The 21,973-nt window shown below is 59.7% G+C and carries 21 protein-coding genes and 1 pseudogene; 7 read left to right on the plus strand and 15 right to left on the minus strand.

Annotated elements, in window-relative coordinates:
* The first annotated feature begins 1 nt into the window (after nucleotide 1).
* From sctQ to BMW49_RS09195, 7 genes are all read left to right on the plus strand, one after another.
* Nucleotides 2-1,045 (plus strand): type III secretion system cytoplasmic ring protein SctQ, encoded by a 1,044-nt coding sequence (gene sctQ, locus BMW49_RS09165; protein ID WP_069518355.1) that lies wholly within the window; start codon nucleotides 2-4, stop codon nucleotides 1,043-1,045.
* The gene (gene sctR, locus BMW49_RS09170) at nucleotides 1,042-1,695 is read left to right on the plus strand and encodes a type III secretion system export apparatus subunit SctR (protein WP_069518357.1); all 654 of its coding nucleotides are present in this window, start codon (nucleotides 1,042-1,044) and stop codon (nucleotides 1,693-1,695) included. The genes sctQ and sctR overlap by 4 nt, the downstream gene beginning before the upstream one ends.
* 14 nt (nucleotides 1,696-1,709) lie before the next feature.
* Nucleotides 1,710-1,970 carry a type III secretion system export apparatus subunit SctS gene (gene sctS, locus BMW49_RS09175; protein ID WP_069518359.1) on the plus strand — a complete coding sequence of 87 codons (261 nt, stop codon included), beginning with the start codon at nucleotides 1,710-1,712 and terminating at the stop codon, nucleotides 1,968-1,970.
* 1 nt (nucleotide 1,971) lies between these two features.
* Nucleotides 1,972-2,769 (plus strand): type III secretion system export apparatus subunit SctT, encoded by a 798-nt coding sequence (sctT, locus tag BMW49_RS09180; protein WP_069518361.1) that lies wholly within the window; start codon nucleotides 1,972-1,974, stop codon nucleotides 2,767-2,769.
* A gap of 24 nt (nucleotides 2,770-2,793) precedes the next feature.
* Nucleotides 2,794-3,879 (plus strand): type III secretion system export apparatus subunit SctU, encoded by a 1,086-nt coding sequence (sctU, locus tag BMW49_RS09185; protein WP_069518363.1) that lies wholly within the window; start codon nucleotides 2,794-2,796, stop codon nucleotides 3,877-3,879.
* A gap of 108 nt (nucleotides 3,880-3,987) precedes the next feature.
* A complete protein-coding gene (locus BMW49_RS09190) occupies nucleotides 3,988-9,480 on the plus strand; it encodes an AvrE-family type 3 secretion system effector (protein ID WP_069518365.1) in 5,493 nt (1,830 codons plus the stop codon).
* 106 nt (nucleotides 9,481-9,586) lie between these two features.
* A complete protein-coding gene (locus BMW49_RS09195; RefSeq protein WP_069518367.1) occupies nucleotides 9,587-10,195 on the plus strand; it encodes an aspartyl/asparaginyl beta-hydroxylase domain-containing protein in 609 nt (202 codons plus the stop codon).
* A 489-nt stretch (nucleotides 10,196-10,684) separates the two neighbouring features.
* Here the strand turns inward: BMW49_RS09195 and BMW49_RS09200 are convergent.
* From BMW49_RS09200 to BMW49_RS09270, 15 genes and pseudogenes are all read right to left on the minus strand, one after another.
* A pseudogene (locus BMW49_RS09200) lies at nucleotides 10,685-11,005 on the minus strand (transposase); the annotation flags it as partial.
* Between the two features lie 185 nt (nucleotides 11,006-11,190).
* Complete coding sequence (locus BMW49_RS09205; protein ID WP_069518369.1) at nucleotides 11,191-11,520, minus strand: HrpW-specific chaperone; 330 nt, start codon at nucleotides 11,518-11,520, stop codon at nucleotides 11,191-11,193.
* A 1-nt stretch (nucleotide 11,521) separates the two neighbouring features.
* Nucleotides 11,522-13,111: a pectate lyase gene (locus BMW49_RS25325; protein ID WP_090390909.1), complete on the minus strand. Its 1,590-nt coding sequence runs from the start codon at nucleotides 13,109-13,111 to the stop codon at nucleotides 11,522-11,524.
* A 145-nt stretch (nucleotides 13,112-13,256) separates the two neighbouring features.
* The gene (locus BMW49_RS09215; protein WP_069522386.1) at nucleotides 13,257-13,655 is read right to left on the minus strand and encodes a type III secretion system chaperone; all 399 of its coding nucleotides are present in this window, start codon (nucleotides 13,653-13,655) and stop codon (nucleotides 13,257-13,259) included.
* A gap of 99 nt (nucleotides 13,656-13,754) precedes the next feature.
* The gene (locus tag BMW49_RS09220) at nucleotides 13,755-14,108 is read right to left on the minus strand and encodes a negative regulator of hrp expression HrpV (protein ID WP_069522384.1); all 354 of its coding nucleotides are present in this window, start codon (nucleotides 14,106-14,108) and stop codon (nucleotides 13,755-13,757) included.
* A 309-nt stretch (nucleotides 14,109-14,417) separates the two neighbouring features.
* Complete coding sequence (gene sctC, locus BMW49_RS09225; RefSeq protein ID WP_244168325.1) at nucleotides 14,418-16,187, minus strand: type III secretion system outer membrane ring subunit SctC; 1,770 nt, start codon at nucleotides 16,185-16,187, stop codon at nucleotides 14,418-14,420.
* A gap of 241 nt (nucleotides 16,188-16,428) precedes the next feature.
* Nucleotides 16,429-16,842: a type III secretion system chaperone gene (locus BMW49_RS09230; protein WP_069522380.1), complete on the minus strand. Its 414-nt coding sequence runs from the start codon at nucleotides 16,840-16,842 to the stop codon at nucleotides 16,429-16,431.
* Complete coding sequence (locus BMW49_RS09235; protein ID WP_069522378.1) at nucleotides 16,829-17,050, minus strand: serine kinase; 222 nt, start codon at nucleotides 17,048-17,050, stop codon at nucleotides 16,829-16,831. Before BMW49_RS09235 ends, BMW49_RS09230 begins: the two co-directional genes overlap by 14 nt.
* A 71-nt stretch (nucleotides 17,051-17,121) precedes the next feature.
* A complete protein-coding gene (gene sctL / locus BMW49_RS09240) occupies nucleotides 17,122-17,700 on the minus strand; it encodes a type III secretion system stator protein SctL (RefSeq protein WP_069522376.1) in 579 nt (192 codons plus the stop codon).
* Nucleotides 17,666-18,190, minus strand: coding sequence for a hypothetical protein (locus BMW49_RS09245; RefSeq protein WP_090390911.1), 525 nt, complete (start codon nucleotides 18,188-18,190; stop codon nucleotides 17,666-17,668). The genes sctL and BMW49_RS09245 overlap by 35 nt, the downstream gene beginning before the upstream one ends.
* Before the next feature lie 95 nt (nucleotides 18,191-18,285).
* Nucleotides 18,286-19,077, minus strand: coding sequence for a type III secretion system inner membrane ring lipoprotein SctJ (gene sctJ / locus BMW49_RS09250; protein ID WP_069522374.1), 792 nt, complete (start codon nucleotides 19,075-19,077; stop codon nucleotides 18,286-18,288).
* A 9-nt stretch (nucleotides 19,078-19,086) separates the two neighbouring features.
* Entirely contained in the window at nucleotides 19,087-19,449 is a 363-nt protein-coding gene (sctI, locus tag BMW49_RS09255; protein ID WP_069522372.1) for a type III secretion system inner rod subunit SctI, read from the minus strand.
* Nucleotides 19,450-19,484: 35 nt separating this feature from the next.
* Nucleotides 19,485-20,447: a DNA-binding protein gene (locus BMW49_RS09260; RefSeq protein WP_069522370.1), complete on the minus strand. Its 963-nt coding sequence runs from the start codon at nucleotides 20,445-20,447 to the stop codon at nucleotides 19,485-19,487.
* 69 nt (nucleotides 20,448-20,516) lie between these two features.
* Nucleotides 20,517-20,723, minus strand: coding sequence for a type III secretion system major pilin HrpA (locus BMW49_RS09265; protein WP_069522368.1), 207 nt, complete (start codon nucleotides 20,721-20,723; stop codon nucleotides 20,517-20,519).
* A 117-nt stretch (nucleotides 20,724-20,840) separates the two neighbouring features.
* Nucleotides 20,841-21,764: a sigma 54-interacting transcriptional regulator gene (locus tag BMW49_RS09270; protein ID WP_083251859.1), complete on the minus strand. Its 924-nt coding sequence runs from the start codon at nucleotides 21,762-21,764 to the stop codon at nucleotides 20,841-20,843.
* Between the last annotated feature and the right edge of the window lie 209 nt (nucleotides 21,765-21,973).

Below are 21,973 nucleotides of genomic sequence, written 5' to 3' on the forward strand. Positions count from 1 at the left end.
GATGAACGCACAGGTACTGGCCATCAGGCCCGTCAGCAGCACCGAGGCGTCGATCCGCGAGCGCATCGGCAGTGGCTTGAGCCTGTTGTTTCGGCTCAATCGACAAACCGGTCAACTGGCCATGCGCCTGGCCCCCACCACCGGCCAGAGCATTGATGTCGGCCATCTGGAATGCGCCTCGGGGCCGATGCGCCTGACCAACAGCGAAGCCCTGCTGGGCCTGTTGTCCAGTTGCCCGGCCCTGTCGCAGCAACCGGACAGCCGCGAAGACCACCATTGGTACTGGGAGCTTTATAACCATTATCTGAGCCCCGAACTGCAGCACCTGTTTGGCACCTTGCAGCCGCTGGCCCAGCCCCTGAAAGGCGGGCTGGATTGCCTATTGGAAGCGCGCATCAACGGCTTGCGGGTCTGCGCCCGGTTGAGCGCGCCGCCCGCCACGCTGCTTGATCTGCTCGATCGCGGCCGCTGGCAGCCCACGCCGGCCAACGCCTGGCCGTGGCCGATCAACACCCCGCTGCTGCTGGGCCGCCTGGCGCTAAGTTTGAAGCAGTTGAAGGGGCTGCGGCCCGGCGATGTGCTGCTGCCAGACCAGCCCCTGTTCACCCCCAATGGCCACGGCACACTGCACCTGGGCGCCAACCGGCTGAGCCTGGTACAGGAGTCCGCCAATGCACTGTGCTTCACCCTAACCGATCTGGAGCAAGACACCATGAATGCCACCCTCGACCACTTTACGCCCCGTGACAGTGACAGCCCGCTGCTGCTCGACGACCTTCAGATGCCCGAGGACAACGCCGACAGCGGCGAGGATCTGGAGCGCTTCAACGACCTGGCCCTGGCACTGTCGCTGCGCGCGGGCAATTTATCCCTGAGCCTGGGCCAGTTGCGTTCGCTGTCGGTCGGCTCCGTACTGACCTTCAATGGCTGCGCACCGGGCCATGCCATGCTGTTCCATGGCGAGCGCCCGCTGGCCCATGGTGAACTGGTGGATGTCGAAGGCCGTCTGGGCCTGCAGATCACGCGCATGGACGCGTTGCGATGAATCTGCAGGATGCCAACCCGTTGACGCTGGCCTTGTTTCTCGGGGCGCTGTCACTGGTGCCATTGCTGATGATCATCTGCACGGCCTTCCTGAAGATCGCCATGGTGCTGCTGATTACCCGCAACGCCATCGGTGTGCAGCAGGCCCCGCCGAACATGGCGCTGTATGGCATTGCCCTGGCGGCGACGCTGTTCATCATGGCGCCGGTGTTCAACGAGATGGGCCAGCGGGTCAAGAAACTCCCCGAGCGTCTGGATGACTTCGCGGCTATGCAAAGCGCCGGGGAGCATGTGATCGAACCCTTGCGCCTGTTCATGACCCGCAACCTAGACCCGGATATCCAAACCCACCTGCTGGAAAACACCCAGCGCATCTGGCCCAAGGAAATGTCCGCTGCCGCCAGCCGCGAGGACTTGCTGCTGGTGGTGCCGGCCTTTGTGCTGTCGGAGTTGCAGGCCGGTTTTCAGATCGGCTTTTTGATCTACATCCCGTTCATCGTTATCGACCTGATTGTCTCGAACATTCTGCTTGCCCTGGGCATGCAGATGGTGGCGCCAATGACCATTTCGCTGCCGCTGAAAATCCTTCTGTTCGTGCTGGTCGATGGCTGGACCCGCCTGCTCGATGGGCTTTTCTACAGCTACCTGTGATCCACCGAGGCCTTATGGAAACCCTGACGCTGTTCAAACAGGCCATGTTGCTGGTGGTCGTGCTCTCGGCACCGGCGTTGATTGTGGCGGTGATTGTCGGCGTCATCACCTCGCTGCTGCAGGCGGTGATGCAGTTACAGGACCAGACCCTGCCGTTCGCCATCAAGCTGGTGGCCGTAGGCGTGGCGCTGGCACTGACCGGGCGCTGGATTGGCATCGAACTGATGCAACTGACCTACCTGGCGTTCAACATGATCGGCCAGACGAGGTTTTGAGATGTTCGAGCTGCCATTCAAGGAGATCAGCGAGTCGATCATTGCCCTGACCGTGGGCATGGCTCGGCTGTACCCGTGCCTGTTCCTGATTCCGGCGTTTGCGTTCACCGAACTCAAGGGCATGTTGCGCCACACGATCGTGCTGGGCCTGGCCCTGTTCCCCATGCCGAGCATCCGCAACGCCCTCGCCGAGCAGACCCTCGGCTGGCTGGACCTGACAGCGCTGCTGCTCAAAGAGAGCCTTATCGGCCTGCTGCTGGGGCTGCTGCTGGCCATGCCCTTCTGGCTGTTCGAGTCCATTGGCTGCCTATTCGATAACCAGCGTGGCGCGCTGGTGGGCGGCCAGATCAACCCGGCACTGGGCGACAACACCTCGGAGCTGGGGCACATGCTCAAACAGGTGATGATCTTGCTGATGATTCTGGGCGGCGGTTACGCCAGTCTGACCCAGATCATCTGGGACAGCTACCTGGTCTGGCCCGCCAGCCAATGGGCGCCTGTCACCGGCCCGGAAGGTTTTGAGGTCTATCTGCAATTGGTCGCCAGTACATTTCGCTTTATGGTGCTGTACGCCGCACCGCTGGTGGGCCTGTTGCTGCTGATCGAGTTCGGCATGGCGATCCTCAGCCTTTACAGCCCACAACTGCAGGTTTCGACACTAGCCATGCCGGCCAAAAGCCTGGTTGGCCTGGGCTTTCTGGTGCTGTACATGCCCATGCTCACCTGGCTGGGCGAAGGCCGGCTGAATGCGTTGAGCGACTTGACCCACCTGCTGCCGCTACTGTTGCAGACCCCCTGAGCGCCCGCTGCCGGAAGCCGGACCATGAGCGAAAAAACCGAAGAACCCACGCAGAAAAAGCTCGATGACGCCCGCCAGAAAGGCCAGGTCGGGCAAAGCCAGGATGTGCCCAAACTATTTATTTTCGCCGCCTTGATCGAGATGATCCTGGGCCTGGTCGACTCCGGTATGGAACGCCTTAAGGCGTTGATCATGCTGCCCATGACGAAGCTGGACCGGCCCTTCTCCGCCGTCCTGGGCGAGGTGATGAGCAAAGCCGGCATAGAGCTGCTGCTGTTTATGCTCCCGGTACTAGGCATTGCGGTGGCCATGCGCATGGCGGGCGGCTGGATTCAGTTCGGCCCGCTGTTCGCCAGCGAAGCCCTGAAGCTAGACTTTGAGCGCCTGAACCCGATCAACCAGTTCAAGCAGATGTTCTCTTCGCGCCAGTTGTTCAACCTGTTCAACAGCCTGTGCAAAGCGGTGATGATCACCCTGGTGCTGTATTGGGTACTGCCTCCCGCACTGGGCGACCTGATCAGTCTGGCCCAGACGGACCTTGACAGTTACTGGAAAGCCTTGGTGGAGTTGTTCAAACGCTTGTCGCGCATCTGCCTCGGGCTGTTGCTGGTGCTTGCGGCCATCGACTTCGCCCTGCAGAAGTACTTCTTCATCAAGGGCCAGCGCATGAGCCATGAAGACATCCGCAGGGAGTACAAGGAGTCCGAAGGCGACCCACACATGAAGTCGCACCGCAAATCCCTGGCGCGGGAAATTTCTCAGCAACCCGGTTCCGCAGCCCCCGCTAAGGCCCCGGTCGAAGACGCCGACATGCTGCTGGTCAACCCGACCCACTTTGCCGTGGCGCTCTTCTACCGCCCGGAGCACACCCCGCTGCCGCGCATCATTTGCAAGGGCCGTGACGCCGAGGCCCGCGAACTGATCGAGCGCGCCCGCAACGCCGGCGTGCCGGTGGTGCGCTTCGTGTGGCTGGCCCGCACGCTGTACCGCGAAAACGTCGGCCAGTTCATACCCCGCGCCACGCTGCAAGCCGTGGCCCAGGTCTACCGCCTGCTGCGCGAGATGGACGAGCAGAGCCAGGCCGACGTGATCGAGATGCCACATTACTAGGAACCAAGTCACAGGGCATTCCCACTCAGGGCAAAGGAATTTTTCCTTTAAGGCCAGGGCATCCATTGCGAGGTTGCGCCTGATCAGTCCATGACACGGAGAATGCCGATGATTGCGCTTAACAACACGCCTGGCGTCAGCCAGGTTCAGGGAGCGAGTACCTCAGGTCACAACCCGCAAGGCCTTGAGCAACGCCCTCACACACCGACACAACGCACCACCGTCTCGCTGGACAAACTCGGCCAACAGGCACCCAGCAAGGTCGGCCCGGTGACGCAAGACCTGCAAACAGCCGGCAAAATCGGCCTGCCGGGCAACGAGCAGCCGGCCATAACGGCGCAAGACCCCGATCAGATCGCGCAACACGCCGCCCAGCACCTGCGCGGGGCGGGCGGGCGCCTACGCGGGGCCGATAAACGCGGCCGCTCACTGCTCGAAGAGCCCAAGGCAGACGCGGGTAAAACCACAAAAAACGCCGACAGCAAACCGAGCGCCACGGCCGAGGCCACGCCCCAGCCCCCGCACCAGGAACCTGTGGCGGCTAACGCCCAGGGGCTGAGCGGGCCGCTGCGCACCAGCAAGCTGGAGCGCGCCTTGATGGGCGGGACGCCGGACGCCGCCAACACCTCGAAAAAGGCGCAAAGCCCTGCCGCTGAGCCTGCCCCCGCCAACCCAGCGCCAGCCAGCCAGACCGGCAGCGCGAAGACCGCCATGAAGGACGCGCAGGCCCTGCAACACGCCGCGCAAAGCAGCCGCGACGCCAACGGCCGCTTCAGCGGCGCGGATGGCAAAGGGGCTTCCATCAAGGAGCAAGCCAAGCCCCAAGCGCCTGCCTTAGGCGACGCCCAGCCGTTAGCCGGCGGACGCTTTGTCGGCATGGACGGCAAAATCGAGCGCCCCGTGCGGCCCACCATCACCCCCAACACCGTCCGCCTGGACCACAACGGCCAAGCCAGCTTCGAGAACTTCACCCCGCCGGCCTTGAACAGCCTGCTGCAAAACACCGTGGGCAAAGCCGACAAGACGTACCTGGCCCACCAGAGCACGCCGCACGGTGACGAGCAGGTCCTGCTCGAACCCAAAGGCCACCTGCTGAACATCAAGCAAACCGACACCGCCATCGTCTTGCTGCGCAGCAGTAAATCGCTGGATGTGCCCCCAGACAGCGTGCCGGGCAAGCTCGAACTGCAACGCCAGGGCAACTCGATGAACGTCGCGGGCCTGCTGTCCACGGTCACTCAGCCGTTGCCAGACAAGGCGCATATCGCCCATTTGAGCGGCGCTCATCAGGATGCCGATGGCCTCAACCTGCGCCTGCACGACGAAAAGCTCTATCACTTCCACCCCGCCACACTCAAGTGGACGCCCCTGGCCGGTACGGCCGACAAGACCTTCAGCAGCCTGGCGAGCGAAGGTGACGGCAAGCTTTACGCGCGCACCGGCGACACGCTGATCAACCTATCCAGCGAGAAAAAACCACAGATCACCCTAAAAGACCTGAGCGCGCATTCGGTCGCCCCCGACGGCACTGTGGCCCTGCTGGCGGGCAAGGACACCCAGACCCTGCAGTTGGCCAAGATGGGCAGCGCCCCCGAGCTGCACCTTAGCCTCGAACTCAACGAGGGCAAATCCGAAGCCAAGAGCATTGGCCTGAGCAAAGACCGCCTGTTCGTTGCCGATGCCGAAGGCAAACTGTACAGCGCCGCGCGCCATGCACTGCACAGCGATGACGGCGTTTTGCGGCTCATGCCGGAGAAAAACTACCAGCCCGACACGGGCACGCTGGGCACCCACCAGCAGGTCACCGGCTTTATGAGTGGCGAGGGCGGGCAACTGCATGCCTTGATCAAGGACAGCGCCGGGCATGTGCATTCCCACGGCCTGGACGAGCAAAGCGCCAGCCTGCAGAGCGGCTGGAACCTCACGGATGTGCTGGCCCTCGAAAACACCAAGGGCCTGCCCAGCAAGAGCGCGCCAACCCCGGAAAACACCCTCGACCTGCACCGCAACGGGCGCGTCGGGCTGGTCGACGGCAGCATTCAGGTCTGGAGTTCCGCCACCCAGGACTGGAAGGACAGCGGCGTCAAAGACATCGACGCCTTAAAGCGCGGCATCGACGGCAATGCCTATGTGCTCAAGGACGGACAGGTTTACGAGCTGAAGGTCACCCCCGATTACGGCAAAGCCGCCTTCAACGACACCCACACCCTGAAAGAGTCACCCCGCGCCACCAAGGTCGAGCTGGGCGATGCCATCGCGGGCCTGGAGGACCGCGTGATCAAAGACTTTGCCATATACAACGACAAACAGTTTGTCGCCCTTGACGACCAGGGCCGCATGACCGCCCACCACAAGGAAGGTGACCCCAGCGAAATGACCCGCCATGGCCTGGAGGGCACGGTGGCCTACCTGACCCTCGATGCCAACGGCGTGCATGCGGCAACCAGCAATGGCGAGCTGTTCTTCATGCTCAAGGAAGACTGGCAGAGCAAACCTGCCGAGAGCGAGCCAGCGCCAGCACCGGCGCAAGCCGCCAGCGCCGCAGACACCCCGGCGGCTTCAGCCAAGCCCTCCACCTCTGCGGCGGCGCAAGACAGCCCTGCCAGCGCGAAACCCTCGACCGCCAAAACCGACAGCGAGCCTACCTGGCAAAAGATCCCTTTTCGCCCTGCGGGTGAGATCACCAGCCTTCGCACCGAGGTGGACAATACGCTGTGCATCACCTTGAAAAACGACCCCAACGGTCACGGCGCCTACCAGTTGAAAGGGAAGCAGTGGCAAACCATCGAGCATCGCCCTGCCGACCAGAACGAACTGAACAGCATGTTCGAGCGGCTCGACAGCGGCATGATCAGCAAAAGCATCCCAGGGGTCGGCACCTTACGGGTGACCTCCAACCTGCTGGGGCGCAGCGGCATCGAGCAAGGCCATAAATCCAGCACAGCGGAGTTCATCGGGGCGCACGTGTTCCAACCGGGCCTGGAAGTGCGACCGGCCAAGAACCTGGTCAACTACATCGACCACAAGATCAATGGCCGCGATGGCCTGGCAGACGTCTACCGCGCGCAGGCGCCCTTGTTCCAGGACCTTAAAGAGATTCGCCAAGCGCCAGGCAAGGCCCCCGAACCCGGCAACGACCTGAAGACGCGCATCGCCAAGTTGGACCTGGGCGACGACGGCAAGGCGCTGACTGACAGCCTGGAGTCGTTTCGCGAAGAGTTGGAAAACCACAGCCGCAAGGCCGTCATGACGCTGGGCGAGAAAAGCGGCCTGCTCAACCTGCATGGCGAGCCAACAGACAAGGCCAAAGACAAAGCCGGCAAATCGCACACGCAAGCGCCCACCGAGCGCAAAGAATCCAAGAACGACCTGCTGGCCCTGAGCCAGGGCGCGCTGGACAAGGTCTCGCCCTCGCCCGACAACCCCACCGGTGCATTGCTCAAATCCCTGCAGGGCATGGGCCTGAAACTCAAACATCTGGATGCCGACACCCCCGCCGATACGAGGCGCAATGGTGCCGATGAACACGCCCTGACCAAGGCCCGCCTGGCGCTGGATATCAGCACCCTCAACGAGGTCGGCAAGCTGCTGGATAAAGCGGAAAAGCTCCCCGATGGCCCCGAAAGAAACGCCCAGATAAAGGCGCTCAAACATGAGCTAACCCAGTTGCGCGACAAGACCTATGGCGAACACCCGATCAAGCAGGTGTCGGACATGGGCTTTACCGAGCACTACCAACTGGAAAAAGCCTACGACGGGCTCAAATCGTTCCTCAATGGCTTCCACAAGCCCGGCCACGCCACCAGCGTCAACATGCGCGCCGCCACCCACAGCAAGGACCAGACGGAGCTGGCTGACAAGTTCAAGAACGCCCTTAAACAGTTGGAGTTTCCCGACGACGAAATCAGTCTGTCACGCAGCTACGGCATGACCCTCAGTACGCCCTTTATCGGCCTCGCCAAAAATGTCACCGGCCCATGGCCCAGTGCGCAGTACAACAACACGCGCAATTACGCCTTTGCCGCCGAGCGCGGCGAAAAAGGTGTGGAGGTCTATCTGCTGCGTGAGCACGCCAACTTGCTCAGCGGCACCGTGGGCGCAGGCAAGGATGTCCTGCCGGATATCACCACGGCGGGCGACTACACAAAACTCACCACTCTGGACCTGGGCAATGAGAAACATGGCGCGCTGGCCTTTCGTGTGGGTGGCGATGTAACGGCCGCCGGCACCTACACCGAACGGACCGGGGTGGCATTCACCGTGCCGGATGAAAAGATCGACAAATTCGTCGATAACTTGTTCACCGGCAAGATGACCGCCCTGGATGTTCTCAAGGAAGGCGCAAGCCACAAGGCCCACGAAATGAAGCGGGTCAACGTCGACTTGACGGCTGGTTTCAACACTGAGTTTCGTGTGCAACTGGGCATGTCGGATCATGACAGCAAGCCATTGACCGCCTCTGCCCGATTCGGAGCCGGTTTCACCGCCAACGTCAACCTGGCCAACTTCACCTGGCAAAAACTCAGTCAGGAAAACGATACCAGCCGCATGGATGAGGCCAGCCAGAACCGCGTGCGCCTGCTCAACAATGTCGGCGTCGGTGCGTTTGCCCGCGCCCAAGTCGTGGGCGGCCATACCAACCCAAGCCCCAGCACGGAGCCAGGCTCCCAGGCGATTACCAGCAGCAACGGGGTCACGGTAAACGCCTCTCTGGACGACAAAACCACCAAGCGGATCAAGTTCCAGTTCAAGGAGGCCACCCCGCTGACCACGGCCAACGTGACCAAGCTTGCCACCTCGCTGGGCGATGCCTTCAAGGACAAGGTGTCCAAAGACGAGCTGACCCGCCTGGCCGACGCCACGCAACCCGAATACAAGGACGCCAGCGCCAAGGAGAAGATCCAGCTTCACCTCAAGGGGCTAAATGATTTCTTTGCCAGCAAAACGCCAGAAAACGATGACCAATACACCGCATTGCGGGCGCTCAAGCGCGCCATGGTCCAGCAGGAGGCCTCGGCCAACAAACACAGCATGCTGGACAATGGCCGCTTTGAAAGTAGCTACACCAACCTGGCGCGCCTGGACTCACAGAATGTCTCCTCCAAGATCATGAGCGTGGTCTACGGCAACCATCAGACCAGCAACGCGGAAAACATCGCCAAGCTGATCGACCAGGACCCCGCACTCAAGTCGCTGATCAAACAGTTCCAGGCCACCGACGGCACGCTGGCACGGGTTCGCCTAGAGCCAAAGGACCACGTCTTCGACAGGTTCGATGCCGGCAGCCGGGATGGCACACTCACCCAGAAAGAGATGTTCGAGCTGCTCAGTAACCGCGACAACATGCGGATCTTGGCGATCTCGATCTTCAAGAGCGCCTCCCAAAACGACGGTTTTACCACCCCCACTCCGCTGATCAGCGGCAACAGCTCAGCCTCCATGGCCGTGAACAAGACCCTGGCCAAGGTCAACTTCAGTTATGGCCAGGATCAGGACACACCCAAGGCTTACTACGTCAACGGGGAGATTTCCCGACCCTCGGACACCCATAAAACCATCGTCCAGGAGCTGAAAAAGAACGGCCTGGAACTCAAGAGTTGAGCCAGCACCGACCCGCTGTTGCCTGACGTAAAGCAGGCTCGCGGCGCTGCAATGATGGCGCGCGAGCCTGGGTTGTGTGCCTTAACCCTGGTAAGGAACCTTGAAAATGACCACCGCTTTTTATCCGCTCGAAGATTTTCCCGCACTGGCCAACCTGGTCGCCAACTGCTCGGTGATGCAGCAAGAGCTAGCGGCTCTGGATGCTCCCGTGCTCGATATCGATCGTACCAACAAGCCGCATCAGCACGTCCACGCAGAACTCACCGAACACCTGCAACAAGGCGGCGATTACGGCTGGCTCAAGGGCTGGGGCGCCGAAGGGGGCAACCATGACTGGACGCAATATGCGCTGCTGTTCAGAGACACGCCGCTCGGCCCGGCCCAGCTCACCATGCCCCGCACCCTGGCACTGCTGCAACCGCTCAAGGGCCTAAAAGTCGTGGCCCTGGCCCGCCTGGCGCCGCACAGCTTCTTAAGCGTGCATCGCCACCCGGAGCTGACGGCCGAAGGGCTGCTGCAGATGCATATCACCCTCAGCGCCGCGAGTGAGGCCAACTACGCCTACCTGAACGTAGCGGGCGAGTTCTATCAGCAAAAACCCGGCACCGGCGCGATATTCGACGGCTCGCTTGACCATTTCGCGGTCAACGCCACAGCGGTCGCGCGCACCATCATCTACATGGAGTTCGAGAAAGAGTCGTTCATCAAACAGTAAGTGAGGCAACGGCTGCACCCTCTCCCACAGCGCGCCAATAACGCCTGTGGGATTTTTTTAGGATCGTCGCATTACTGTGGAGATGCTGCTCTTGACACTGGACTGGCAAATAAGTGTGCGTTGCTGATGACGCGGCTCTATCCATTACCAAGCCGGCTACGGGATGGGTGACGCCTACAGGCGTGGCAGCTACCGCCGTTGTAGGCACCCGCTTGCGGGCGATCCCCGCAGATCCACACAACACCTGCATACCCAACCGCAACACGCTGGCGCCCACACGGCTTGCTGCGCGACCGGCAAGGTTGAGCGCAGCCACCTTAATGACTAGGGTCTGTTTGTAGTGGTCAACTAATTCCGGACACCTCGATAGATCGTTCCGACGCCATCGTCCGTTCATACAACCGTCGGTGACAGATATCCCAGTTTCGAATGCAGTCGCTCGTTATTGTAAAACCCAACGATGTATTCAGTGATGTCGCGTTTCGCTTCGGCCCGACTTTCCCCTATGGCTTCATCATCTGCGCAGGCTGCGCCGGCACTGTGCTGGTGAGCCTTGGTATAACTGCCATCAATGAAAGCCCACTCCATGTCGGGGCCAGCAACAAGCGCCTTGAAGATCCTGTGCCACTTGCCGCAAGCAGACCAGGCATTAAAGCGTTTGTAGACCCTGCTCCAGTCCCCAAACGCTGCGGGCAGATCTCTCCAGGGGCATCCCGTGCGCATGCGATAAAGCATGCCTTCGACGGTCATTCGTAGATCACGCTTGTTGTAGATGGCCATGTGAAGCAGAATTTCTCGTAGCTTCGACCAGTGCTAGACGCTGATCATCACTGGGGCACTGCAAGCTCGTATTGGTGTTGTGTGAGAGCTACAACGATGCGATCTTTATTTCATAGATCAAGTACTTGGATCTAAATACCAACAGACCCTAGCAACAGCGCGCATAAAAAACGGGCTCTTCAAAAGAGCCCGTTTTGTTTCTCGCCTTATGCCTGTCAGTGCATCACAGGCCTGGCACCCGCAGCTTCCAGCAGGCGATCGGCCAACAACCGCACGATCCAGAACGCTGTCAGCGACGCATCGCCACGCAGTTCGTCGGCACCGGCATCGCGCTTGAACTGCGACTCAAGGCTGTCAATGTAGTTGTTCAGGCTGAACAGGCCATTGACCCGGTTACCCGGCTTGTCGAGAGTGGTCTGCAAACGTTCGTTGACCAGCGCGATGGCGTTTTCAAACGCCTGGCGCTGCTCAGGCGTCAGGTAACCGCCCTTGCGCACCAGCGCCGCCCAGGAGAAGTCTTCAGGCTTGTGTGGCGTGGCTGTCATATCAGACCTCCTTGTGGTTGGTAGAGCCCGGCAGCTTGTCGTAAGGGTGCTCGACGTTCTTCAGGTTGATGCCGCTGGTGGTCAGGTTGAGGCCTTCACTGTCGCTCTTGACGAAGGAAAACTTGCCGTTTTCAGCGTCGATGTTCTTCAGGTCCAGGTTCCAGTTGCCTTGCTGGCCACCGTTGGTGCGCATGAAGGTGCCGAAGTCCTTGGCCTTGAAGTTGTCCACTGTCACGTTGGCGTCAGCATTGAGTTGGAAGATCTTGTCCGCAGCGCCCTGGGCACTGCTGTTGGTGATGTTCAGGTTGGTGACTTTGGCACCGCCCTCGCCCTTCACGGTCAGCGCATCCTCACCGACGTTGGTCCAGTGCACGTTATCCACGTTCACGGGCTTGTCGCTGCCGGCACGCACATGCACCCCATCAGCGGCGTTTTCACCAAAGGTCACGTTTTTCAAGGTGGCACCCTCAGCCAGCTCGAAAATTGGCTTTTGTCCTTCGCCCTGTCCGCCATCACCCAATTTAGGGCCGGCAGTGAAGGTCTTGCCCTGGCCGTCGAACACCTCGCCCGGACCTACCTTGATTGTTTCATTGACTACGGTGGGGCTGCCCGACGCAGTCGGGAAGGACACTGGAGTCGCTGAGCCAGCAGTGCCAGTAGCGCCAGGACCACCTGCACCAGGCGTCGTGGGCGGTGTCATCCCCCCGATAGAGGGCGTGCCCGCACCGCCACCGCCGCCGACAGCCGGAGCACCACCGCCGCCACCCACCGCCGGAGCACCGCCACCACCACCACCACCACCACCACCACCACCACCACCACCGCCAACAGCCGGGGCACCACCGCCGCCACCGCCGGTTCCCTTGCCGGAGGTGTCAGACGGCTGATTGAATGTTTCGGGATGGCTGTCCATGAACTGGGCGATCATTTCCAGCAGCTCCTTGAGCTTGCTGTCCGGAGAAACCTGGCCGCCACCATCGGATGCCGGCTGGATAGACTTATCCAGGGAACCACCACCCAGGCCTTTCATCAGGGCGTTGACCAGATCTTCAACGCTACCGGAACCACCCGCAGCGCCCTGGCTCGCGCCCAGGCCTTGCCCCCCCCCCAAACCTTCCAGCCCCTTGGTGCCGCCCCCCCCGGCCCCGCTAACAGGCGAACCGGAGCCCATGCCATTACCGCCACCTTCGCCAGTGCCATTGGCGCCACCCAGCACTTTTTCAAACAGCGCCATCAGAATCTGGGTCAGCAGCTCCTTGGACGTTTCGTCACCGCTACCCGTCGCCTCTTTGCTCTTGCCATCGTTCTGGCCACCGCCTTGCAGGGACTGCAGCAGGGAGTCGATGCTGCTCTGCCCAGACTTGTCTGCCTGGTCTGCCGCCGAACCCAAACCGCTACCCGTTCCAGAACCACTACCAGAGCCGGAACCGAGCAACATCTCCGCCAGCATGCCAGCCAATTGCTCCAGAGCGGATTGCCCACCCTGACCGGTGGCAGCACCAACAGCACTGGCACCCAGCCCACTGGATAAGCCCGATAGACCGGAAAGACCGCCCTGGGAAATACTCGAAATACCCGTGATATCAGACATTTTCTAACTCGCTACGCCATTGAGAGTGTCCGGCGTGCGGCAATCAGTGCCGCCTTAACCGGGGTTAATGCCAACCGAGGTTCACCTCGTAGTGGCACCTACCGTTATGTGGCAACAACCGACAAGCAGTTCCCGCAACAACGATTTAATTCAACAAGGGCTGCACGGTAATACGGGTACGCTGAACTTGAGTAATAAACCCATTGACCAGATCGCAGAACTTTCCCTCATCCAGACTGGCCAGTTCACGCTGAGTACACAAACGCAGTTCTTTCTGGTCCAGGGCCAGCCAACAGCCACACAAATTGGCAACATCAAAATTGATAGTGAGCAGGCGCTGCATGTTTTCCTGGCTCTTGCGTAGCGAGCCTAGGCTGCAATGAATGACCACATAGTCACTGCGCGGTGGCACTTCAATAACGGCGGCTTGACGTTGCTGGTTGTCATACAACGCACAGACGCCCTGTTCAAGGGTTAACGCCGTACCGAGCATTTCACTTAAACGCGCAATAAACCGTTGGGCATCGCGTTGAGAGTTCGCCATTAGATTTTCCTCCTGTGGGTCATTGCTCAAAAAGAGCCATGGCGACAACTGAGTGGAAAATTAATGGCGAGAGGTTCCGCGGGGAATAAATATTTGCCGCTAGTGTTTAAAACCAGTCAAGGTAAGAAACTCACTGAGCAGGCTTTGCAGGGTTTCTGCTCGGCGATAATCAAGATCCAACTCGTGCCAAACAACAAACCGCTGCTGGTTATCCAAGCAAATATAGTAACCGTCATAAGACTCAATGTTCTCGAAACGCCGCTTTAACGTATCGCAGAACAAGTTAGGCCACTGCGCCTGACGCTCTATCATCAGCGCCAGCCTCCAGCCCACGCTGTCTCGACGGTACTCGAAGTCGATGCCGGGAGCCCACTGCCAGGTGCTGGGCTGCTGCTGGCCGATACTGACAAAAAAATCGCGCTGGTCAGTTCTACGCTGAATCGTTTCATTCATTCAGATATACCGTCGTGTATTCAGTTACGTCGTTACGCAGCGCAGGCGTCCACCACACGCTAAGGCTTGAATCATTGGCGTCAACAGTCTGGCACGCACGGGTAAAACAAGACGTTTGCATCGTCGTACACGCGCCCAACAAAAGCGCGACCATTAACAAGGCGGCGGCATGTAGCAACTTCATTTTGGATTCTCCCTATAAACGGACTGTACTCAATTCGGCCCTGAAAAAGTACTGTAGCAATAGACTGTAAGGCTATTAAAAAAATAGCGGCGCTGCGCCTTAAGATGTTGCCTGCTGCTTCTGTTTCAAGGCGACAGCATTGATACTCTGGCGGGGCTGTCGGGTGTCGCGATGCTTGCAACCGGCCGTATTGCCACAAACACTTCTGTTGATTGACCTGGCTGAAGACGCGCACCAGGCGACATTGTTACAGCGAGTGTACGATCCCCAGGACAGGATGCCAGAGAGAAATCCTGAGCCTTACCACTGGTGTTACGCACAACGCCGACAACAATATCGAAATCATCCCCGACAAACCATTGACCTCTCGCAGGATCGATCAAAAACTCGCTCGGCGCCTTACACAGCTCCTCCAGACGCACACCAGACGATGCCTCTTTGAGATCAGCCGGAATACTGCCTTTGACCAGATCAGAAAACGCGTTGGAGATGGCTATTTTCTTACGTTCGCGGCTGCTGGGTGAGCCACCTAATGCCAATGCCTTATCCAACTGCGGGCGGTTTTCATTGGCGATGTAACGGGCGGGATCTATCTGATCCCCAATCAGCCTTGGCGTCAGGATAAACAGGCGTTCACGACGCGAAACCTCCTGGCGCTTGGCGGTGAACAGCGGCCCCAATATAGGCAGATCACCGAGCAGCGGAACCTTGTCATGATGCTGACCGGTCTCATCAACATGAAACCCGCCAATGACCAGCGAACGATTTTCGCCGATCACCGCCTGGGTGCTGACCGTACCGCGCTTCACATCCGGTGTTTCGCCGTTGCGAGAGCGGTCGAGTTGGCCGTCCTCAATGTCGATGATCAACTGGAAGCGGTTGGGCTGCGCACCACCAATGGTGCGCGGGATCACCTGCAGGCTGGTCCCCGCCGTGACCGACTGCACGTTGGCGACCCGCTCACCGGTGGCGGTGATATAGGCGGTGCGACTGAAGTCGATCACCGCTGGCTGGTTTTCCAAGGTCAATACCGACGGTCTGGCGATCACCGATGCCACACCCTGGCCTTCCAGCGCTTGGATATCGGCAAAGAAACGGTCGAAGTCAGTGATCGAAAGCGTGGCCGAACCGCCGGTCAGCAGTGAGCTGCCAACAGAGACCGAACCGGCACGCGCCGACCAGCGCGACTCCAGGGCGCTCACCTGGGTGCGGTCGATATCCAGAATGATTGCGTCGATTTCCACCAGATTGCTGGGTTGATCCAGTTGCTCAATCAACTGCTGGTACATGTCGCGCTTTTCCGGGGTGTCATAGATCAGCACCGCATTGTTGCGCACATCGGCGACCACCTTACGGTTGCTCGCTGTTTTAACGGCTTTTGTCGGCTCACGCGAGGCGCTGCGATCGGTGGCCAGGTTGATGATCTTGTTGCGGCCCATCTCCGCAATTCCCTGCAAGGCCTGGATATTGGCCGCCGGGTCCTGGGGCGAAGGGGCTGCCGCCTGCTTGCTCTGCAGCAAGCCATCGAGGAGGGTCGCCACCCCTGGAATGGTTATGCTCTGCTCCCGATAGTGGATATCGCGGTCGGCCACGGCGGCGTAGCGCAACGAGAACATCATGACCTGCTGCTTCTCTTGCGGCTTGACCTTCTCCTTGCTGAAACCGCGTATCAACTCGACATAGCGCGCCGGACCACTGACCAGCACCACGCCTTCGTCCGGTAGTTCACCCCAGCCGAAGCGCTTATCCAGCAGGCCGATATCAGTCAGCGCCTGCTTCAGGTCTGGAGCGGCATCGGAGGAAACTTCCATGCGTTGCGCTACTTGCCCCGACTGGGGACTGACGTACAACTTGCCGTTGTACAGGAACCACTGAAATTGATGCTCCAGGGCCATGCGGTCGAGAAACTCCTGGGCATTGCCGGCACGAATCTTTGCATCGACGACCCCACTGACCCCCTGCATCTCCAGGCCCACCCCGTAGGCACTGGCAAAATCCTTCAACACAGTGGTCAGCGGAGCCTGGGATGCCTCGTAGGCATACGCAAATTGGCGCCACTCTTCAGGTAGCGCCGCCACGCTTGCCTCGGCCTGCATGCCCAGCAGCGCCAGGCAGAGCAGTCGTTTCATGCAGTGCTTAAACATAAGAGCCTCTCAGTGCCAAGGGACGCACGAAGGGCTTGGGTGGCGTCACCTTCTTGGGTTCGAGCATCGCTTCCCAGACATCACGCTGGTTAACCAAGGCTTCGATATCATGGATGACCGCTGCCGTATTCTGAAACGGTTGGTACTGCACCAGGCACAGGTGGCACGTCTCGGGGTCGAGTGCCAGGGCGCCGCGAAACCGCCCAATGCTGGGGCCGGAAAGACGCAACGCGGCCTCAAGGCCCGCATCACCACCGCGCCACTGTGCACTCAAGGGTGCGAGATAGATCAGCCCGGCATGACTGCGTTTCAGGCTTAACGGCTGCTGATCAATGTGCAGCAGCAACACTGGGGTGTTGCTGTCGAGCCAGCGTTCGACAGCAAGGGGCAGGTCAACGGATTTCATTGATGATGGCCTTGGCCAGGTTGTGCTTGACCACAATTTCCTGGTTCACCGCCCAGCTCGCCGTCGAAGACTGCCGGATAGCCGAGTTGAAGGCGTGCCAATCATCCGGGGAAAAGGCATCCAGATTCAGGGCAGCCGAGTCCAGATCCTGTTGGGCGTTTTCAAAGTTGCTGTCGAGACGGCGTCTGAGTGCATCGGAAGAAAGCATGGTGGTGACTCCTGGTTCGGGAACTCATGACTGAGTGGCAAACGCAGAAGTTTGGTTCCACAGGCCTTTGCTTACGGCCAGATATGCTGTTGCAAGGCGCTCCAGCTCAGGCTGAAATCGCCCTGTTCGGTGCGCAGGCTGAGGGCATCGGGTGCCAGGCTCGGCTCACCGCGCAGAGTCCAGCCCCGCTGCCCCTGCTCTTGCAGGCTGTGGGCAAGCTGGGTGAGCTGGTCTGGGTGGCAATAGATCAAGGCCGACTCCTCATTGGAAATGGCCAAGGTCAGTTGCCGCAGGACTGCGCTGACTTTTTTGTCATCCGGCAATTCGTCCAACACTATCTCCAAGGCCTGCTGCACCAGTTCCTGCGCAGCCTCGACGATGCTGGCCAGGGTCACTTCGCGCTGCTGCCGCAAGTCGTCGAGCAAGCCCTGGGCCTGCTTCCACACCTCTGCGCGGGCTTCGGCTTCACAGCGCTGACGCAGGGCCTGGACTTCGGCCTGCGCGGTGTCGAATATCGCCTGCGCCTGGGCGCGGGCATCGTCCAGCAGCTCTTCTGCCAACAGGCTCTGTGCAAGCACTTCGCGGCGCAGAAGCGGCTCGTTGACCGTGGAGCGGTTAGGGGTAAGCGTCAGGCTGCGACTGGCCAACATGCGGGTGTTCCTCCATGCGTGTGTTCAAAACGTACCCGCCCACGGCCTGCCACAAGGCGCACAATCTGGCTTTGGGTATTTCATCCAATGGCAGACGCTCGGCCTGACCCACGGCATCGCGCGCGAATGTAATCCGCAGCCGTTGCCAAAGCCGCTCACCGACCCAGGCTCTCAGTAACACCAGACCGGCCACCTGTGACTGCCGGGCATCCCAGCTCTCGGGCAACCAGTGACCGGGCTGCAAGGCCCGGCCCAGGCGCCGGCACCAGAGCCAGGTGGGCTCATCCAGATGAGGCGGACGAGGCATACGACTCCCGGCACAGACACTCACACACAGGTCGAGCGCCAGTGCCCACTGCGCCGCAGACAACGCCAGCAGGGGCAGCAACAGCGCATCGGGGGCCGGCGGCAGTGTCGAGGTCATGCCAAGACGCCGGTCGAGCAGCGCATCATCGAGCTGCCCCACCAGCCCCAGGGCTGATTCGCTCATGCCTGCCCTCTCGCGCAATTGCCAACTGGCGTGGGCCTGCCGCCAGCCTCGGGTCCACCAACAGACCCAGGCCAGCGCCTGCGGCTCACTTACGTTCATTTCGGCGATGACGCCGGCACAACCGGCGCCGGCTGCGCCTTGAAGCGCTGGCGCCAGTGGGGGTTGAGTACCCACAGGCCCGCCAGCAGCAGGGCCAGCGCGAATGTGCAGAGCAGCGCCATCCACTGCCATAAAGCCAGGCGCTCACGCGTCAGGGTAAACGGCCCGACATTGACCATCGACACCGACTCCTGGTAACCCTGGGACGGCACGAAGACCACAGCCAGTTTTTTCTCGTCCGCATTGGCCATGCCCGGAATACTGCTGGCAACCATGCGCCGTATGCGCGGTAATACGCTATCGGGGTCAAGGTCCGCGCGGTACTTGATGAACACCGCCGCCGAGGCGGGTTGAACCGGCTCCCCCGGCGCAATGCGTTCCGGCAGGACAACATGTACCCTGGCCACCACTACCCCATCAATCTGCGACAGGGTCTGCTCCAGCTCTTGAGACAAGGCGTAGATGTAGCGCGCCCGCTCCTCCATTGGAGAGGAAATGACGCCTTCTTTGCGAAAAACCTCGCCCAGCGTGGAGCGGGAGCGGCGAGGCAGGCCTACCGCTTCCAGCACGCGCACGGCACGGGAAATATCATAGCTGGACACCAGAACGGCGACGCCACCCTTGTCCAGGCGCTTTTGCGCATCAATGTTTTTACCTACAAGTTCCGCCACTACTTCGTTGGCATCCTGCTCGGTCAGATCGCGATGCAGCTCCATCCGGTCGCCGCAACCGGCCATCAGTAACGCCAAAAGCATAAGGATGGCCAGCCTGATTGCCTTGGGGTGCATAGTTAGGCCTTATTGCAGACTGGTCAGTTTTTCCACGCTCTGCGCCGCCTTGCTTACCAACTTGGCACTGAGCAGGCTTTGCAAATAAAAAGAAGACAACGAACGGTTGGCATCCAGTGCCATTTTCGGGTCACTCGACTGGGCTGCCCGCTGCAGATCGCGGTCAACCTTCTCGGACTCTTTCTGGTACGCGCTCGAAGCCTTGGAGATGGGCGACACCAGCATTGATGAATCGCTGGCAGTCTTCGGTTCTGCCGAGCGCATCGCGGCATTGAACCAGGCAATGTCCGCCTCGACAGGAGTAGGACCTGGCGCCGTCACCTCTGTCTCAAATAGCCCAGCGTGATGAGTGGATACACGAGTAACAGCCATGTTTGCTTGCTCCTGCCGAGACGAAGGTTTACAGATCAACCGCGAGCGTCGGAGACGCTTTGCTGAACAAGAACCGACAGAACGTTGCCTGCTGCGATACTGGCATCGGTCTTCAAGGTATTGCCGGCACCACCGCTCTGGAAGTTCTGCTCCGCATTGGGAAACAGCCCACCCAGCGAGTTGCCTTGAGCGCTGTCCTTAATTTCGCCCTTGATCATGTTGATGGCCTTCTGGAATTGCTCGCCTTCAGCCTTGGACATCACGTTATCGCCCTCGGAAAGCTCACCCATCCAGTCCTTGGATTTGCCGTCCGGTTTACCGAACTCTTCCGGGTGCATATCCATGAAGCGCGACACCTCTTTGAGCACATCCTTGTCCTCAAAGTTGAAGCTCATCTGCCCGCTCTTGGCGTTCGCAGCAGTATTGGGCGTCAACAAATTATCGAGCTTTTCCTCACCCAGGCTGCCCAGTAGTGCAGCCAGCAACTCCTGAAGAGCACCGCCCCCGGAAGACGTGCCACCGCTGGCCGCAGGCGCACCGCCACAGTTGGCCGTGGAGTGGCTCGCGCGGGTGTTGCCCGCACCGAGACCCGAAGTACCCGAAGTACCCGAGGTATTCTGGCCAGTCGAGCCGCCGCTCAGGAACTCGTTGATCAGCCCTTCAAGCCCCTTGGTAAAAGAGTCTTTTTCTTTGCTGTTCAGATACTTGTCTTCCGACAGCTCGTCGCGCCAGCCCTTCACTTTGCCATTCGCGTCGTGCGGCTTGCCGAACTGGTCGGGGTTACGATCCATATAATCGGCCACCATGCCGAGCAATGGATTATCGGTATTACGGATGTTGGCGCCGCTGCCGGACTTTTCAAACATCGAGTCACTGAGCAATGAGGCGATCTTGCCAGCACTTCCGTTGGCATCGGACTGCATGGCAGTCATCTGCGTAGTGGCGAAAGTACTTTGGAACGTACTACTTGGGGGGGCGCTTATCGAAGAAGAAAGCATACGTTTACTCCTTGAAAACCGAACAGGTTGAAGCCCTCTTGGCGTGAACCAAGAGGGCGCGACAACCACTTAGTAGTTGATCGCCTTACCGGTTTGCTGAGCAGCGTTCTGCGCCTTGGTAGCAGAGTCCTGGTAGGCGCTGGCAATACCGTTAATGGTATCGGCTTGCATTTTGTTCGATTGGGCTTCGGCGTTCATCATGGTGGTTGCAGCAGCAGTGCTGTCCATCATGGTCATTGCAGACATCGAAGCGCCGAGGGAAGCAGTACCAGCCATAGTTATTACTCCTGATCATCGAAAGGGTTTGGACACCGTATTGGTGTTCGAACAATGAGTGGTCGATTTTCAGAAGCGGTTCCATGCGCGCGCAGGAATAAGGGAGTCAGTAAAAAATTACAGCTCCGGCGAGTTGATGCTGAGGCTTTTCATGCGGTGATAAAGAGTGCGCCGGGGAATCCCCAGTTCGCTGATCACCGACTCGATGCTCTTGGGGTGACGCGACAGGCAATCCTGGATAAGCGCCTTTTCAAACTGACGCAAATAACCCTTGAGGTGAATACTGCGCTCCAGGTGCGGGGGCTCGTCGCCACCCAGCGGCGGCATGCCTAGTACGAAGCGCTCCGCCGCACACTTGAGTTCGCGGATGTTGCCGGGCCAACGGTGGCTGAGCAGGCGGTTGAGCAGTGCAGGATCTCGCTGAGGCAACGGCTGATGGTGCTTGCCCGCCGCCTCCATGACGAAACGCTCGAACAGCAAGGGCAGATGATCCAAGCGTGAGCGCAGGGTAGGCAACTGGATCTTGATAACATTCAGGCGAAAAAAAAGGTCGCGGCGAAACTTCCCTTCTTCTACCAGTTTTTCCAGCGGCGTTTGTGTGGCGACTATCACACGCAGGTTCAGCGCAACGAAGCGCGTCGACCCCAAGCGCTCTATTCCGCGCATTTCCAGCACACGCAACAGCTTGGCCTGCAGCAGGAGCGGCATGCTGTCAATTTCATCCAGGTATAAAGTCCCGTTATGGGATGCCTCGATATAACCGGCCCGCGATTTGGATGCGCCGGTATAGGCGCCCGCCATCACCCCAAAAAGCTCACTCTCGGCCAGTTGCTCCGGCACGGCAGCACAGTTGAGTGCAACCAGCGGCCCTTCGCGGCCCGATAACTGATGAATACGCCGCGCCAGTGTATCTTTGCCAGTGCCTGTCTCCCCCTCCAGCACCATGTCAACGTTGAGTGGAGCCGCCTTGCGGATAAAAGACTGCAGTGTGCCAAAAATATCGAGGACCTCATGCTCCATCTGCGAACAGTCATTATTCATAGACCCCTCATCCATCCAATCCCTTTGCGATGATAAACACTTCCGCTGAATATCAGGAATACCCTCATAACCAATGTCATCAACGTAAGAAAGTTATCTATAAATATCATACGATTAGCGCTTATTTAAGCGCATAGGGGCAGCCGCTGTGAGCGCTCCGGGCAGCGCTACTGACAGCACCCTGCAACCCCTGTCTTGAAAGCTTTACA

Source organism: Pseudomonas cuatrocienegasensis, from assembly GCF_900110925.1.
GTDB lineage: Bacteria > Pseudomonadota > Gammaproteobacteria > Pseudomonadales > Pseudomonadaceae > Aquipseudomonas > Aquipseudomonas cuatrocienegasensis.

What these genes read in the sequence shown, in the direction of transcription:
- BMW49_RS09235 (WP_069522378.1), bottom strand. Translation starts at nt 17,050, where the DNA reads ATGCTTTCTTCCGATGCACTCAGACGCCGTCTCGACAGCAACTTTGAA.
- sctJ (WP_069522374.1), bottom strand. Translation starts at nt 19,077, where the DNA reads ATGCACCCCAAGGCAATCAGGCTGGCCATCCTTATGCTTTTGGCGTTA.
- sctU (WP_069518363.1), top strand. Translation starts at nt 2,794, where the DNA reads ATGAGCGAAAAAACCGAAGAACCCACGCAGAAAAAGCTCGATGACGCC.
- BMW49_RS25325 (WP_090390909.1), bottom strand. Translation starts at nt 13,111, where the DNA reads ATGTCTGATATCACGGGTATTTCGAGTATTTCCCAGGGCGGTCTTTCC.
- sctI (WP_069522372.1), bottom strand. Translation starts at nt 19,449, where the DNA reads ATGGCTGTTACTCGTGTATCCACTCATCACGCTGGGCTATTTGAGACA.
- sctC (WP_244168325.1), bottom strand. Translation starts at nt 16,187, where the DNA reads ATGGCCCTGGAGCATCAATTTCAGTGGTTCCTGTACAACGGCAAGTTG.
- BMW49_RS09220 (WP_069522384.1), bottom strand. Translation starts at nt 14,108, where the DNA reads ATGAATGAAACGATTCAGCGTAGAACTGACCAGCGCGATTTTTTTGTC.
- BMW49_RS09190 (WP_069518365.1), top strand. Translation starts at nt 3,988, where the DNA reads ATGATTGCGCTTAACAACACGCCTGGCGTCAGCCAGGTTCAGGGAGCG.
- BMW49_RS09270 (WP_083251859.1), bottom strand. Translation starts at nt 21,764, where the DNA reads ATGAATAATGACTGTTCGCAGATGGAGCATGAGGTCCTCGATATTTTT.
- BMW49_RS09265 (WP_069522368.1), bottom strand. Translation starts at nt 20,723, where the DNA reads ATGGCTGGTACTGCTTCCCTCGGCGCTTCGATGTCTGCAATGACCATG.
- sctR (WP_069518357.1), top strand. Translation starts at nt 1,042, where the DNA reads ATGAATCTGCAGGATGCCAACCCGTTGACGCTGGCCTTGTTTCTCGGG.
- BMW49_RS09195 (WP_069518367.1), top strand. Translation starts at nt 9,587, where the DNA reads ATGACCACCGCTTTTTATCCGCTCGAAGATTTTCCCGCACTGGCCAAC.
- BMW49_RS09245 (WP_090390911.1), bottom strand. Translation starts at nt 18,190, where the DNA reads ATGAGCGAATCAGCCCTGGGGCTGGTGGGGCAGCTCGATGATGCGCTG.
- BMW49_RS09205 (WP_069518369.1), bottom strand. Translation starts at nt 11,520, where the DNA reads ATGACAGCCACGCCACACAAGCCTGAAGACTTCTCCTGGGCGGCGCTG.
- sctL (WP_069522376.1), bottom strand. Translation starts at nt 17,700, where the DNA reads ATGTTGGCCAGTCGCAGCCTGACGCTTACCCCTAACCGCTCCACGGTC.
- sctT (WP_069518361.1), top strand. Translation starts at nt 1,972, where the DNA reads ATGTTCGAGCTGCCATTCAAGGAGATCAGCGAGTCGATCATTGCCCTG.
- BMW49_RS09215 (WP_069522386.1), bottom strand. Translation starts at nt 13,655, where the DNA reads ATGGCGAACTCTCAACGCGATGCCCAACGGTTTATTGCGCGTTTAAGT.
- sctQ (WP_069518355.1), top strand. Translation starts at nt 2, where the DNA reads ATGAACGCACAGGTACTGGCCATCAGGCCCGTCAGCAGCACCGAGGCG.
- BMW49_RS09260 (WP_069522370.1), bottom strand. Translation starts at nt 20,447, where the DNA reads ATGCTTTCTTCTTCGATAAGCGCCCCCCCAAGTAGTACGTTCCAAAGT.
- sctS (WP_069518359.1), top strand. Translation starts at nt 1,710, where the DNA reads ATGGAAACCCTGACGCTGTTCAAACAGGCCATGTTGCTGGTGGTCGTG.
- BMW49_RS09230 (WP_069522380.1), bottom strand. Translation starts at nt 16,842, where the DNA reads ATGAAATCCGTTGACCTGCCCCTTGCTGTCGAACGCTGGCTCGACAGC.